This window comes from uncultured Tenacibaculum sp. (genome assembly GCF_947495995.1).
In the GTDB taxonomy this organism is placed as follows: Bacteria; Bacteroidota; Bacteroidia; order Flavobacteriales; family Flavobacteriaceae; genus Polaribacter.
The window spans coordinates 147,259-160,390 of sequence record NZ_CANMAX010000007.1; the positions used below are offsets into that span (position 1 = coordinate 147,259).

The 13,132-nt window shown below is 27.7% G+C and carries 20 protein-coding genes; all 20 read right to left on the reverse strand.

All coding sequences use genetic code 11. The features are described 5' to 3' along the window. Window positions 1-10: 10 nt before the first annotated feature. On the reverse strand, window positions 11-706 hold the full coding sequence (locus Q1A15_RS16800; RefSeq protein ID WP_299626709.1) for a hypothetical protein: 696 nt from the start codon (window positions 704-706) through the stop codon (window positions 11-13). Between the two features lie 81 nt (window positions 707-787). Further along, a complete protein-coding gene (locus tag Q1A15_RS16805) occupies window positions 788-1,261 on the reverse strand; it encodes a hypothetical protein (protein ID WP_299626712.1) in 474 nt (157 codons plus the stop codon). Next, window positions 1,258-1,662: a hypothetical protein gene (locus Q1A15_RS16810; RefSeq protein ID WP_299626715.1), complete on the reverse strand. Its 405-nt coding sequence runs from the start codon at window positions 1,660-1,662 to the stop codon at window positions 1,258-1,260. The genes Q1A15_RS16805 and Q1A15_RS16810 overlap by 4 nt, the downstream gene beginning before the upstream one ends. Window positions 1,663-1,670: 8 nt before the next feature. Then, the gene (locus Q1A15_RS16815; RefSeq protein WP_299626718.1) at window positions 1,671-2,168 is read right to left on the reverse strand and encodes a GNAT family N-acetyltransferase; all 498 of its coding nucleotides are present in this window, start codon (window positions 2,166-2,168) and stop codon (window positions 1,671-1,673) included. A 26-nt stretch (window positions 2,169-2,194) separates the two neighbouring features. After that, window positions 2,195-3,067: a tetratricopeptide repeat protein gene (locus tag Q1A15_RS16820; RefSeq protein WP_299626721.1), complete on the reverse strand. Its 873-nt coding sequence runs from the start codon at window positions 3,065-3,067 to the stop codon at window positions 2,195-2,197. A gap of 99 nt (window positions 3,068-3,166) precedes the next feature. Next, window positions 3,167-3,982, reverse strand: coding sequence for a hypothetical protein (locus Q1A15_RS16825; protein ID WP_299626724.1), 816 nt, complete (start codon window positions 3,980-3,982; stop codon window positions 3,167-3,169). A 113-nt stretch (window positions 3,983-4,095) separates the two neighbouring features. Continuing rightward, window positions 4,096-4,374: a hypothetical protein gene (locus Q1A15_RS16830; protein ID WP_299626727.1), complete on the reverse strand. Its 279-nt coding sequence runs from the start codon at window positions 4,372-4,374 to the stop codon at window positions 4,096-4,098. A gap of 24 nt (window positions 4,375-4,398) precedes the next feature. Next, window positions 4,399-5,508, reverse strand: a complete 1,110-nt coding sequence (locus Q1A15_RS16835) for a serine hydrolase domain-containing protein (protein ID WP_299626730.1) — start codon at window positions 5,506-5,508, stop codon at window positions 4,399-4,401. 108 nt (window positions 5,509-5,616) lie between these two features. Continuing rightward, window positions 5,617-6,021, reverse strand: a complete 405-nt coding sequence (locus Q1A15_RS16840) for a hypothetical protein (protein ID WP_299626733.1) — start codon at window positions 6,019-6,021, stop codon at window positions 5,617-5,619. Window position 6,022: 1 nt separating this feature from the next. Beyond that, window positions 6,023-6,700, reverse strand: coding sequence for a hypothetical protein (locus Q1A15_RS16845; RefSeq protein ID WP_299626737.1), 678 nt, complete (start codon window positions 6,698-6,700; stop codon window positions 6,023-6,025). A 60-nt stretch (window positions 6,701-6,760) separates the two neighbouring features. Next, a complete protein-coding gene (locus Q1A15_RS16850; RefSeq protein ID WP_299626740.1) occupies window positions 6,761-7,228 on the reverse strand; it encodes a hypothetical protein in 468 nt (155 codons plus the stop codon). A gap of 121 nt (window positions 7,229-7,349) precedes the next feature. Continuing rightward, window positions 7,350-7,982, reverse strand: coding sequence for a hypothetical protein (locus Q1A15_RS16855; RefSeq protein ID WP_299626743.1), 633 nt, complete (start codon window positions 7,980-7,982; stop codon window positions 7,350-7,352). 19 nt (window positions 7,983-8,001) lie between these two features. Next, window positions 8,002-8,262 (reverse strand): gamma-glutamylcyclotransferase, encoded by a 261-nt coding sequence (locus tag Q1A15_RS16860; protein WP_299626746.1) that lies wholly within the window; start codon window positions 8,260-8,262, stop codon window positions 8,002-8,004. A gap of 278 nt (window positions 8,263-8,540) precedes the next feature. Then, window positions 8,541-8,933 (reverse strand): hypothetical protein, encoded by a 393-nt coding sequence (locus Q1A15_RS16865; RefSeq protein WP_299626749.1) that lies wholly within the window; start codon window positions 8,931-8,933, stop codon window positions 8,541-8,543. Window positions 8,934-9,050: 117 nt separating this feature from the next. Further along, entirely contained in the window at window positions 9,051-9,530 is a 480-nt protein-coding gene (locus tag Q1A15_RS16870) for a GNAT family N-acetyltransferase (protein ID WP_299626752.1), read from the reverse strand. Between the two features lie 149 nt (window positions 9,531-9,679). Then, window positions 9,680-10,075 (reverse strand): VOC family protein, encoded by a 396-nt coding sequence (locus Q1A15_RS16875; protein ID WP_299626755.1) that lies wholly within the window; start codon window positions 10,073-10,075, stop codon window positions 9,680-9,682. A gap of 67 nt (window positions 10,076-10,142) precedes the next feature. Next, complete coding sequence (locus Q1A15_RS16880; protein WP_299626758.1) at window positions 10,143-10,538, reverse strand: hypothetical protein; 396 nt, start codon at window positions 10,536-10,538, stop codon at window positions 10,143-10,145. Window positions 10,539-10,624: 86 nt separating this feature from the next. Next, on the reverse strand, window positions 10,625-11,113 hold the full coding sequence (locus Q1A15_RS16885) for a hypothetical protein (RefSeq protein ID WP_299626761.1): 489 nt from the start codon (window positions 11,111-11,113) through the stop codon (window positions 10,625-10,627). Between the two features lie 43 nt (window positions 11,114-11,156). Beyond that, window positions 11,157-12,293 carry a P1 family peptidase gene (locus Q1A15_RS16890; protein ID WP_299626764.1) on the reverse strand — a complete coding sequence of 379 codons (1,137 nt, stop codon included), beginning with the start codon at window positions 12,291-12,293 and terminating at the stop codon, window positions 11,157-11,159. Further along, window positions 12,286-13,131: an ATP-grasp domain-containing protein gene (locus Q1A15_RS16895; protein ID WP_299626766.1), complete on the reverse strand. Its 846-nt coding sequence runs from the start codon at window positions 13,129-13,131 to the stop codon at window positions 12,286-12,288. The genes Q1A15_RS16890 and Q1A15_RS16895 overlap by 8 nt, the downstream gene beginning before the upstream one ends. Window position 13,132: the final 1 nt, after the last annotated feature.

Genomic DNA, 13,132 nt, shown 5'->3' on the forward strand with positions numbered 1-13,132 from the left:
TAAAAAGATTTTACTCCTTTTTTGAAAACATAATGTTTAATTGTTGAAGAGAGCAAGGTACATTTCCAACATTCTTACCAACAGCAAAATTTTCAAATTTTAGATCTTTACTATCAATAAGTTTATTTAGATAGTCAGTCTCAAATCCTAATTGTCGTAATTTGTCTTTACCAACTTTAACTTTTTCTATATTTCCTAAAAAATAATTTGCATAAATCTGGACTCTAGTCAATCTCTCTATTTCATAAATATTTTCTGTTTCTGGTAAAATTGATTTAGCAAACTCTATAGCTTTTTTAAAATCTCCATTAAATAATAAAGTAGAGGCTTTGTCAGCTTTTAAAATAAAGTTATCAGGGAATCTTTCTAAAAGTTTGTTTTCAATTTCCAAAGCATCTTTAAATTTACCCATAAACATAAGTCCTTGAGATTTCAAGTACAATGCTTTTGAATGCATAGGATTTATCTTTAAACATTGATCAAGAAGCTTTATGATTTCAAAAAGTTCTGGATTAGATATAGTTTTTGAATGTGCTAATCGAAAGTACAACTCTGCATTATCCGGTTTTTTTCTTACAAGAGATTCAAGTAGTTTATTAGCACTTAAAAAGTTATTTTTATCTTGAAGACTAGTTACCTCTCTTAATTGAGAATTAATATCAATACTTTGATATTCATTTTCTGTTTTTGCTTTACAAGAAAACAATAGAAAAGTTATAATTAAAATTGTATAAATTTTTGCCATTTAAATTTTACACTTTATTGTAATACATTACTTATTCGTGTTTTATTGAACCCTAACAAACTCAAAAAATGGCTGATTATTAAAATCTCCACCAACGAAAAGTTTATCCTCGCTTTTCTTTTCTCCTCTAGCAATAAATAAATTAAATGATTCTGCATCGCAATAAGGTTCATTATTTCTTTTCCTGAAAAATACTAAATGAGGATTTCCATTAAGTTCGATTAAAAGAAAAGGATATTGCTGCTTTTCATCTTTGTTTCCTAATGTAATATACCCTGCATGATATATCGCTTTTTTGTACAGAAACTTGTAATATTTTTTTGGTATTAAGTTTAGAATTGATGTGTCCTTATATACGGTAATTTCTTGGCTTCTTTTCTTAGATTTCCAAGTCCCATCAATAGCACTAGCGACAATATTTTCTTTATTGAGTGTGTATTTTAAAATAGAATCATTTTGGCTGTATATATTCATACTGACAACCGAAATAATAAGAGTTATGATTAGTTTTTTCATTTTTTAATTTGATCTATCTTTTTATTCAACTTGTTATTCTTTATTAGAATTCTTTTTTGCTGTTCGCCTCTGATATAAAAAGAAATACCACCAAATACAATTATGGCACCGAATAAGGCTGAAATGAATAAGAATATTAACAAACCAGAAATAACAAGAAACATTCCGTAGTTTATGTTTTTATCTGGATTTAACGAGCCGTTTTGAGACCTAGAATTTCCAGCAGAATCAAGTCTCATTTTTAATATTCTATCCGCTTCAGCAGCATCTTTTATAAATTCTGAACAAGAATCAATAAAGGTTGGCTTTTCATTGGTTAGAGAGCATGTGAGTCCGATTTTAAAATCAATTTTTCTGTTTTTGCATATTTTGCAAAACTCTAATCTTTCATCTAAATCCATTTTTTTTGTTAGTTGTTTTTCCAATTTTCACTAGCTAAAACTATAGAAGTTTCAACCTGTCTTTGAGGAATATTCCAATACGTTTTCAGAAGTTTATTCTTTTCTTCACCAAGCAATAATTTGAATCCGTGTTTTTGGTAAAACCTAATTGCCCAAGAAGCATCTTTCCAGGTTCCAATTAACACTGGAGTTTTAGCCATATCGATTAAATGATTTAACAATTTGCCACCAATACCTTTTTGACGAGCTTTTGTTCTAACATAAGCATGTCTTATTAAGGTTACGTCGTTTTTAAATTGAATTCCCATTACACCAAGAATTTCGTTATTTTCCTCATAATTCCAAAATTCTACACCTTCATTAATTTGAGTTTCTAATTCATTTTTCGACATGTATGGTTCTTTCCATCGATCTTCTGGGATAATTCCTTTATAGGCTATTGAAGCATCATTTATTATTTCATAAATAGTATCGAAGTCCTTTTTTTCATCGCTTTTTAGTATCATTATTTTATGTAATTAAGAAATTGTAACTAATGAATTGTAATGTTGTTTTCTTTTGCCTTTCTTTCAAGCATTTCTGATTTTCCTATTTTGTCTAACTCAGCTGCGATATAATCAAATAATTTTTGACTATCTTTTTGATATTCAGAATCAGCTTCAATATACATTCGATGGGCTATAAATAGATTGTCAAGTGCGTTTTCGTAATCTTTTTTGATAAATAATAGTTTAGCTAAACCAAAATATCCTTCTGGATCGTTAGGATAATAGAATTTTAATTTTTGATAATTATCAATTGCATTTTCATCGTCTTTAAGACTGGCATAACAAACTGCAATATTTAACAATGCTAAATTCCCTTCAGGAAATATTTCAAGCGATTTCTTATAATATTTAATTGCTTTTTTAAAGTTTTTTTGTCTCCTATAAGCTATTGCGAGATGATCTATAGCATAAACAAAATTAGGATCTATTTTTATCGAAGATTTGAAATTTTTAATTGCTTTTTTAAAATTTCTCGATTCAAGATATTTGTTTCCTTTATCAAAGTATTTATTAGCTTTTACATTAGTAGATAAACCATAAAACATACTTCTTTTGTTATCAATAACTAGTTTTCTCACATTATAGCAGTAACTAGGAAGTATATCAAAAACTTGTTTCATCGTTCCTCTAATACCTTCCACGGTTGTCATTTGCTTTTGTTCTTCTAAAGAGCTTTGCTCTCTAGTTTCAAGCATAGATTTTATAATGCTTCCTTTGATGCTATCTTGCAAAACATTTATATCAGTTATTTTATCTAGAAATTTACAAGCGTTTTTAGCAATCTTTTCAGATAATGTTTGACTTTGAAGTTGGGAAAAGACAAACAAGCTTAATGTTAAAGCTAAAGTTTTTTTCATTTAGTATGTTTAATAATTATTCGAACTGAACTTTTCTCTAATATGTTAATTTTAAATTCGATAATGAATTGAGTAATCTTCTTTTACAATTATAATGACCTATTTTTCTATTTTAAAAAAATAGATTTCATCTATTTCTTCTTCTTTAATTCTCTTGCTTTCTTTAGAAGTAAAAAAGCCTGAATTTTCATTGATTAAGATATAGTTAATCTTTTCTCTTGAATCAATAATTCCTTTTATTTTTTTAGGTTTATCCCAGTGTTTTAAATTATGTCTGTATGCTGAATAATAAAGATCTATTTTATTCTTGTTTTTCTGTGAGTAAAAAATTGTCAAGTCTTTTGTTAATACAGGATGAAAGTTTGTCTTGCTGTTGTTTAATTCATCTAAGTTTCTATGAAACTTCCATTCAGCAGTAAGATTATCTCTAGTGTAAAGCTTTAATAATATTTTGCTATTTTCCATTGAAGCTAATACCATCATTAAACCATTTTCTGAAAATGTAGAATGCCCATAAGAAAGTTTTTCAAGTTCTAATTTTACCAGTTTAATATTAGTTAGTTCTAAATTATTTAAATCAGATTTATACAACTGAAGGTTTCCAGTTTTAGAGTTGTTGGATGTAAAGTAAAATTCGTTGGAAATAGGCAAAAAAACTCCATTTGAAATATTCAGAAACTGTTCTCTATTTTCAACCTTAAATTTTTGCAGCTTACTTAATTTATTATTGTCTACTATTTCTGTATAGAATAAAGAATAAAAATTATTTTCAGAATTAACTCCTGAAACGATTAACCCATTTCTAAATTTAGAATTAGTGTAGGCGTCAATATTAATATTAGTTTTTCTTACAGAATAATTGCTTTTACATGCTATAGTTGTTGCTAGTACTATTACGCAGAATATTTTTTTCATTTCAATTTTTAATGCAACTAACGTTACGTATTTTATTGTTTGCGATTTTTGGTGTAAAGTTAGTTAAAAGTTAGAAACTATTGTGGTAAGAAATGTTGCAGATAATTAGGTGGTTAGGTGTTTTTGAATTTCATAACCCAAATTACGTGTGTAGCTATTCCAGCTATTGTTCCAAAAAACCAAAAGGCAAGGACTATTCCTAGAGTTGGCATTCCACAATCAATTTTGTTTACTTCTGGTTTTGGATAAAAGATTTCAGGGAAAACAAAAAAATAACAGAGTAATAAAGTCAGTAAAATTATTAATTTAGGGAACCTGATTCTATACTTTTTAATGAAATAATACAATCCAAATTGTACTAAAGAGATTCCAATAATAATAAGTAATACCATAACTTTTTTTCTTTTTCACAACTTTTACTCCACTAATGTAAGAGTTTTATTTATGAATTCATTTTTATTGAAAGTTAAATTGGTTTGACTTATACAATATGAAATTACAGTTTTTGTTTTCGGACAATACCCAACATAGGTTCCGTAAAAACCATAATGACCGTAGTAAATATTTCCATTGTATTCTGATTCGTAAATTCCTAATCCATATCTTTTTTCGTGATCTTTTGTAAACTGAACGTCAATCATTTTTTGTAATGATTTTCCATTAATCAGTTTTAAATTGAATAACGCCGTAATGAATGTTGCTAAGTCTTTATTAGTTGAAACTAGACCACCACCAGACCAATCAAATGAGGTGTTGATTTTTGTGAAATTCACATTGCCAACATATTGATTAATTAAGTTGTTTTTTTGTCGACGTGGTTCATAAAATTCAAAATACGTATCCGACATTTTTAATGGTTCCAAGATTCTTTTTCTTATAGATTCAGATAAAGTGGTTTGGTCTATTTGTTCAATGATTAATCCAATAAGTAGATAATTCATATCAGAATAAATCCAACCTGTACTCGGATCAAAATGTGATGCTTTATTTAAATTAAACTTATAGTACAATTCAACTATCGATTTTGGCGAAAATTGCCTTGAAGGATCTTCTAATAGATAGTTAAAAAACTCTTGTTGTTTATCAGAAAATATATCTGCTAATCCAGAACGATGCGACAAAAGCTGTTTGATTGTAATCTCTTTTGAATAGTTTTTCTCTTTGTAAATATGAAAATTATCAAAGTCTAGATAATCTAAATCTTTAAGATAACGGTAAGCTTTATCATCTAAATTAAGTTTTCCTTCTTCTGCCAATTGAAGTATTATTGTTGAAACAAAAAGCTTTGTGCTGCTAGCTATTTTAAACTGATCATTCTTCGAAACTTTTTCTGAGTCTTTGTCTAGTTTTCCAAAGCCTTCGTGATAAATAACATTTTTCTCTAAATTTTCTATATATAATAAAATGCTATGAATAGGATTTTCAGATTCGTGATTAATATTTGCTTTCACAAGTGAATCTATCAAATCAGTTTGCCCAAAAGAAAGGAGAGGAGCAAGCAAAACAAAGAATACTAAAAATCTCATAAGTTCTTGAATTATAAATGTTTTCTAGTTGAACTGTAAATTTAAATAAAAAGCTTTAAGTTTTGGATTTTAGATGTTTAGTGTTACTGGAAAAACTTATATAGTTTTTCAACTCCAACTCATATCGATTTTAACTTTTTTACCTTGAATCTCAACTTTTCCTCCGTTGGAACCATTTTCTCCAGGGTAAATTTTAAAGATTTTTCTGTTGTTTTCTATAGTAGGAGTATTGTTTTTTAGTCTTTTACTTTTTCGCATCCAGTTTTCTATTTGTTTTAAATTTTCACATTCAAATTCAAGTATAAATTGTCTAGTAAACATACTTCCTTTTTTATCAATTTTTAAATCATGAATTTCTTTAGGTAATTCATTTAATCCTCCCATTTCAAGAGTAAACTTAATTGCTTCTTTTTTCTCCCAAGGAAGCACGTAAGTATTTGAAATATAAATGTACATTACTAAAAGAGAACATATTCCTACGAATAATCCGATTGTAATTTTAACTGCTTTCATATTATTTTTTTTCATTCCAAAATGGAACTCCTTTTTTAAATGTACCGTCTGGTTGAAACTCTAATAAAATTCGATCACCTTTTTGATGTGGTTTTAAAATTTTATCAAAGTCAGAACCTTCACCATCAAGTTCGCAATAAATACGAGCAATAATATTTTTACCTTTTTGAGGAAGTGAAAATAGAAGTGACATTGGTGTATCGTATTTGTTATATATAGATTCTAATTCTTTTGAATTTAAGTCAAAAAAATCTGAATCTGTGACACTTTCAATTAGTGGTTGTTTTATTGGGGTTAAACTCGAACCATTATATTTATAAAAATCTAATTGCTCAACATTACATAATGGACCACACCCAACTATTAAAACAGCAACAAGTTTTTCTTTATTTTTTAAATTCCAATAACACATAGACCAGTAACCTTCCATTGCACCATTAATTGTCATATAACCGTTTTTATGATCAACTTTATTGAGATGAAAATAGATTTCTTTATTAGAATTTTTATTACCTGTTTTGTATATGGAAATCATTTGTTTTCTAACAGATAAATTTGTCATAGCACTACTTTCTGGTAATTTCAAATAAATATCGAATAGCGTTTGTCCGAATGTAGTAAAAGAGTATAAATAGAATAGGATTCCTAGAATTAATTTTGTTGTATTTGGGGTATACATTGGTTTTAATTTGATGCGTTTATTTGTATTCTTTAGCTTTACAGTAATGAGTTAGTTTTTCTATTCGCCAGTCCAAAAGTGATACAAATAGTAATTTATTTCGTCCATAAACAGAACTTTTAATTCATCCCATCTTGGGACCATAATTAAAAAATCATATTCTTTATTGATTTTCAAAATATTCGAAACTTTACTATTTAGGTTGTCTTTTTCTGTTTTACTTGCTAGTCGACAAACTCCAACTCTATTCGGATCATTTTGCCAGGAAGCATAAATTTTAAGATTGTCAAATATCAATTTTTCAAAAAAAGAATCAGCTGAATCACTTCCATACCAAATTTGAGTAGATAACCAAAACCTAATTAAGTTATCAAATTTTTGTTTTTCTCCTTTAAGTATAATTGTTTGACCTGATATATAATTAGATTTATAAAGTTCTGAAGGTTTTAATTCAAGGGGTTTTGATTTTAAGTTGTTGTTTGAGTAATCTATTATTTTAGAAGGTGATATTTTCTCAAAATTATTCATAGGTTTTATAATAATCCAATTGGTCTTATTATTTTCAATTTACCGTAAAGTTAATTAAAAGGATAAAACTTATGCTATTTATGTTTTAAGCTTTAAGTATTAAATCCAAAATCAATTAACATTATATTTTGTTGTGATTTTGTTTTAAGTTTTCAAGATCATCTTTAAAAATCACTTCAAACTTTTCTCTGATGTCTTTTTTGTTTTTCCCAATAGTGTTGGTAATAAACGCTCTAATTGTTAAAACATTTGTGTTAATTGATGGTTTTTCTTTTTTGAAAAAATGACCAAAGAAGTAATCAAAACTTGCTAGAATTGAAGCACCAATCAAAAAAAGAAGCATAAAGAGTTTAGAGTTTGCTAAAGAGAAGAGCATAAAAAAATCTTCTTTAGAATATATGATAAAGTAAACAATCCAAGGAAGAAGAAAACCAGCTAGAAGTATTGAAAAGTATAGGAATATGTTTTTGTCTTCCTTAACAGGTAATGGCATTTTACCTTTTATTGAATTGTAAATTTTAAGTCGGTCGCTGCTATTAAATTTTTTATCTAAAAAGGAATCTAAAAATACTTCATCCTTAAAACTGCTTTGTTCCTTTAAGGCATTTAATATTCTTGATTTTAAAAGTAAAAATGCAATATCATGACGCAGAATTATATCACTATAAATACGATCTAATTTTTGTTTATTAATAGGAAAACTAAGATCATGTTTCTTTTCTAGTTCTGTAATGTTTTTAGGATAAGTTCTCATTAAGTTTGAGTACATCTTATTATTTCAAGGCATAAATATAAGCCTCAACTTCCTCTTTGTTGTCTTCTAAAGTTATTGTTGCTTTTACTCTTTGATATGCTTTTCCTTCAAATTCATCTAATTCTGTCCAATTTTGCGCTAACTTATTAGAGTAGAATACAAACCCGTTAATCATTTCAGCAGTATCGTCAAGTGGTATACCAGGAAATCCCATTTCCGATCCCCAACCTTCTTTATATAATTTTCCCCAAAATAAATCCTTTTTTCCAATCTCCTCCAATTTTTTTCAAAATGTGTTCATTGGATCTACCAGGTCCTAATGTTCCATAAACAAATAATTTTTCCATTTCTATTTTTAGTTCTTCATTTTTAGCTAGTGGATTGACTTTTATGAAGTAAATTGAATTTGTTTTTAATCTAATAATTAGATTGTTACTGTTTTTTTGTTATTCAATAGTGAGTTTTCCAAAAACTTATCAAAGAATCATTATCAAAGAGCTGAAATTGATTCTTTCAACCTTTTTATTCAAAATGGAACTTCTAAAATAGTTACTATTCTTACTTAGAAAAGTACAATTGTTCAGTTGTTTTGTTAGAGAAATTATCTTTTGTTTTTATAGAAACTGAAGATTTAGAATTTTCTTTTAATGTAATCATTATTTGAATTTTCTCATCTTCATATTTATATGATTCAGATCCTTCACTTGACTCCTTAGAAAATACATAAGGCATTGTTAACACAGGTTCCATACCACTTTTTTCTGTTGTTGTACCTGTGTTTTTATCAAGATAGTTTAAAACTAATTTGTTATTGTAAAGTTTAAACATAACGTCCATCTTAACAACTCCCATACTCGTATTTGCATGTGTTGTAGTGAATTCAGAAATTTTCTCTTGTGAAAATCCGATTAAAGGAAGAGAAACAAACAATAAAATAATTAATTTTTTCATGAGTATTGATTTTTGCAAGCTGTTAAAATTGCGAATATTATTATTTGTAAAGTTAATTAAAAGGAATGAACTTTTGGTTTTAAGATATTTATCAAGTAAAAAACAAACCGAAAGCAATTAATGATATATGTTATCAGTATTACTTTTTTGGGTTCCTTTATATACATTCGGATCATGTTTTTCCATATAATATTCAGGATTAGGAACTTCAGTAAATCCAAACTTTTTATAAAGCCATTCTGCTGTATTCGTTAATAAAATCCAGCGTCTTAACCCTTGAAGATTTGGGTGTTCCATGATTTCATTGATCAACCATTTACTTAGTCCTTTTCCTCTATATTCATCTAAAATATAAACATCTCCTAAATATGCGATAGTTGAAAAATCTGAAATTATTCTTGCAAAACCAATTTGCTTCTCTTTATGATAAAGCCCAAAATTTAAAGAGTTTTCAATTGATGTTTTTAAAGTATCGATTGGAATTCCGTTAGCCCAATCAGTTTCGTTTGCAAGGAAATTATGAATGCTTAAAATATCTAGCTTATCCTTGTCTGTTGAAATAACATAGTCATTTCTGTGCGATTCTCTAATTTTCATTTCAATTTTTTTACTAATACCTACTTTTTATCACTATAAATTTGATATTTTTTTCAGGTAGAGTAAATATAGTTTATTGTTTTTATCGGGTTGATTTTATTTTCAAATAAATTAAAAAGGAAATTCAACAATTAAAAAAAAATATTTTTTCATTGCGATTTAACCGGCGTGCATATTTCAATTAAAAACCCATTATTGTCTCTTAAATAGCCAACTTTTTGTCCCCAAGGTTTTTCTGTTAAAGGTTCAAATTCAGTTGCTCCCATTTCGAGTGCTTTTTGAAAGTCAGATTCAATATTTTCTGTCACGAATGCCATTTCTACGCCAAATGGTTTTTGATTATCATCAATTTTTCTAAATCCATTTTTAAAGTTAGAGTTTCCTAATTCGATTGAAGCGAAAGCAATTGTTGTTTCTCCAGAAATTAATTCTCCATAATCGTTTTCAGGTGTTACGAACTTTTTAATAAATCCGAATGCCTTTTCATAAAATTCAATGGTTTCTTTTACATTCTCTACGTAGATTATTGTATATCGGTATTTCATTTTTATGGATTTATATTTCGGGGTTCAATTTTAATAATATCTCAAAATTTCTATCAGGTTGAATGCGTTAAAAATCTTTCCAAATTTTAATTTTGTTGTTCTCATTTTTGATTAAAAAGTCAATGATTAACTTAGTGTCAGTATTAGTCAATTTAGTATGTTCTGGCTTATCTACACCTGTTATTAATTTGATAGCTTCTATTGTGTCTTTTATGTCTGAAAGTATCGATGGATTTTCGTCTACATCATTAAACCCAATACATTCGTTCCATTCTCTTAGAAGTTGAACATACTTTGATTTGCCTTTTTTCCAATTATTAAATAATTCTGAAGTTAAAAATTGAAATTCTTCTGGACGAATTAAAACTCGGTCATTAGTTTCTATTGACTCTAAAATAACATAATCATCAAAAGCTCCCCATGGAGGAGTAACTTTTGATCCACTTGTTCTTATTTCTTTCATTTGCTTTTACTCGTAAAGTTAATTAAAAGGATGGAACTTTTAGGGTAGAATTTTTCTTGAAAAGAATAACATTTGTAAGCAATTAATTATACATTTTTGTTTTGAGTAATATTTTTATTTATGGCTATAATTTTCCATAGAATAACAATTCCGATAAACAATATTATGATTCCACCAATTAGAAAAGCGAGTCCATGTTTTTTGGAGAACATTCCACAAAAGTAGTTCAAATAGCTGTTTATAATTCTAGATGAATAAACTCCTGTTAGACTCATTCCCAAAGTTATAATTGTAACTATTATTGAGTTTATTATTCCGAATTTATATTTCCAATTTAGTATTCCAGTAATTAATATTCCAATTCCTATACTAGAAAGATTCCAATAGAATTGCTCAATAATAAGCTGTTCTAATCCTACGTCGATTGAACTTTCAAGTTTTTTCCAACCTTCATTTGTTAAGGTGTCAAATAGTTTTCCATTAAATGCTACATAAAAACGATCAATTCCACTTATGATGAAAAACAAAGCAAAACATTCTAATAAAATCAGTTTTAGATTTAATTTATTTGTCATTATTGTTTATCAGTTTTATACTTTTTATTAATGATAAATGATACTAATTAGTTGGGTTTATTCTATTATATTTTTTCATTATTTTTATTATATCATTAATTGGAATAGCTTTCCTTGTATTGTTGTTTCTACCAGTCATTGTTTTAGCAGCAAATAAAGAGTTTATAATAGCTTCTTCAGTTGCTTCTATCACAGCTAAGAATAGTGGAGTCATTGCTCCATTTTCTAATTCTTTAGTCTCAATTAATGGAGAGTTTTTGTAATGTGGAATAAAATTATCTTTAGCTGTAGATACGGCTATGACATAATCTCCACTACTATTTGATGCTATTCCGCCTGTTCTTGCTAATCCCATCATGGCTCTTTTAGCTAGTCTTTCTAAATTTCTATTACTAAGAGGAGCGTCTGTCATGACTACTATCATACAAGAACCATCAACATCATACTTGTAATTTCTAGGATAATTATCTAATTCTTTTGCTATTGGAACTCCATTGATTTGTAGAACTCCTCCATAATTAGTTTGTACTAAAACACCAACCGTATATGATCCGAATTTTTCAGGAATAATTCTAGAAGATGTTCCTATTCCACCTTTATACTGAAAACAAACTGTTCCAGTTCCGGCACCAACATTACCTTCTTTTATCACTCCACTTTTAGCATTATTAATTGCATCTAAAACGTGTTTTTCCTTAATGTGTCTTCCTCTTATATCGTTAAGCCAACCATCATTAGTTTCTCCAACAATTGAATTTACAGAATGTATGTTTTCATTGCCTTTTTGTTGTAAGGTATAAGTTATTAAGGCATTTGAAGCTTCAGGTACACTTAGTGTATTCGTTAAAATTATAGGAGTTTCAATATTTCCTAATTCTTTTACTTGGCTATATCCAGCTAATTTCCCAAAACCATTACCTAAATAAATTGCAGCAGGGACTTTTAATTGAAATATATTTCCAGAATGTGGAAGTATAGCTGTAACCCCAGTTCTAACATTATCACCTTCTATCAGCGTTGTATGACCAACTTTAACTCCTTCAACATCTGTAATAGAATTTAATTTCCCAGGTTTTAAAACACCAATTTCAATTCCGTAATCTCTGACTCTTTTATCTTGAGAAAGTAAATTATTTGAAATTAGAATGTATATAAGAATTAATATTTTTCTGTTAATCATTATTGTTTTTATTCGTGGTTGTAACCAATTTTCTTTTTAATACTTCGGCTAATTCATATTTCAATTCATCAGTAAATCCTGATAATCCAGGGATATCATTGTACTCAACAATATGTAGTTTTCCATTTTCCTCTTCAAGAATATCGATTGCTAAAATGTCTGCTTTTATTTCTTTTTGTAAAGTTTTAAGTTTATCCGATAAATCTTTTAATGGTTCAATTTCAGTAAAATCGGTAGTCTCTATATTTGCTTTCCAATACTTGCCTTTTCTTGACATTGCCCAAACTTTATCATTGATAACTATATATCTAATATCTCTCTTATAATTAATGTATGGTTCAACAGTTATGTAATGATCGGTAACAAAAAGTAAATCTTTAATATCTTGCCATTTCTTTTCATTTTCTATTAGAACTTTGCCATATCCTCCATGATAATTTCCAACTTTTACAACAAAAGGGAAGTCAATTCTTATATTTTTTAAATGATTAGATTTTGTGACTACATTAAAGTTAATAATTGGCAAACCGTGTTTTTTAATGGTTGATAGCATTGATAACCGATCAAAACCTATTTTTAAAGTTTCAGCGGAATTCACACAAGGAATACCAGACAATTCAATTAAATTAAGAGCTGTAGTTTGAATTTCTGTAGGTTTAATTGCTCCAACTCTCCATAATATTCCATCAGGTTCAATAACTCCATTTTCATCAGCTACAAATAATTTACCATTCTTTAGTATCCAAGATGTTTTTTGAATTGATTTTTGAGTTACTTGAAATTCAGGTAATATATCTTGCCAATATTTTTCTCCATTGACTACTAATATTTTTTTCATA

Bases quoted from the DNA above. Each gene is read 5' to 3' on its own strand.
- Q1A15_RS16825 (WP_299626724.1), bottom strand. From the start codon at position 3,982: ATGAAAAAAATATTCTGCGTAATAGTACTAGCAACAACTATAGCATGT.
- Q1A15_RS16845 (WP_299626737.1), bottom strand. From the start codon at position 6,700: ATGTATACCCCAAATACAACAAAATTAATTCTAGGAATCCTATTCTAT.
- Q1A15_RS16870 (WP_299626752.1), bottom strand. From the start codon at position 9,530: ATGAAAATTAGAGAATCGCACAGAAATGACTATGTTATTTCAACAGAC.
- Q1A15_RS16850 (WP_299626740.1), bottom strand. From the start codon at position 7,228: ATGAATAATTTTGAGAAAATATCACCTTCTAAAATAATAGATTACTCA.
- Q1A15_RS16890 (WP_299626764.1), bottom strand. From the start codon at position 12,293: ATGATTAACAGAAAAATATTAATTCTTATATACATTCTAATTTCAAAT.
- Q1A15_RS16855 (WP_299626743.1), bottom strand. From the start codon at position 7,982: ATGAGAACTTATCCTAAAAACATTACAGAACTAGAAAAGAAACATGAT.
- Q1A15_RS16830 (WP_299626727.1), bottom strand. From the start codon at position 4,374: ATGGTATTACTTATTATTATTGGAATCTCTTTAGTACAATTTGGATTG.
- Q1A15_RS16880 (WP_299626758.1), bottom strand. From the start codon at position 10,538: ATGAAAGAAATAAGAACAAGTGGATCAAAAGTTACTCCTCCATGGGGA.
- Q1A15_RS16815 (WP_299626718.1), bottom strand. From the start codon at position 2,168: ATGATACTAAAAAGCGATGAAAAAAAGGACTTCGATACTATTTATGAA.
- Q1A15_RS16835 (WP_299626730.1), bottom strand. From the start codon at position 5,508: ATGAGATTTTTAGTATTCTTTGTTTTGCTTGCTCCTCTCCTTTCTTTT.
- Q1A15_RS16810 (WP_299626715.1), bottom strand. From the start codon at position 1,662: ATGGATTTAGATGAAAGATTAGAGTTTTGCAAAATATGCAAAAACAGA.
- Q1A15_RS16875 (WP_299626755.1), bottom strand. From the start codon at position 10,075: ATGAAATACCGATATACAATAATCTACGTAGAGAATGTAAAAGAAACC.
- Q1A15_RS16840 (WP_299626733.1), bottom strand. From the start codon at position 6,021: ATGAAAGCAGTTAAAATTACAATCGGATTATTCGTAGGAATATGTTCT.
- Q1A15_RS16820 (WP_299626721.1), bottom strand. From the start codon at position 3,067: ATGAAAAAAACTTTAGCTTTAACATTAAGCTTGTTTGTCTTTTCCCAA.
- Q1A15_RS16885 (WP_299626761.1), bottom strand. From the start codon at position 11,113: ATGACAAATAAATTAAATCTAAAACTGATTTTATTAGAATGTTTTGCT.
- Q1A15_RS16895 (WP_299626766.1), bottom strand. From the start codon at position 13,131: ATGAAAAAAATATTAGTAGTCAATGGAGAAAAATATTGGCAAGATATA.
- Q1A15_RS16865 (WP_299626749.1), bottom strand. From the start codon at position 8,933: ATGAAAAAATTAATTATTTTATTGTTTGTTTCTCTTCCTTTAATCGGA.
- Q1A15_RS16805 (WP_299626712.1), bottom strand. From the start codon at position 1,261: ATGAAAAAACTAATCATAACTCTTATTATTTCGGTTGTCAGTATGAAT.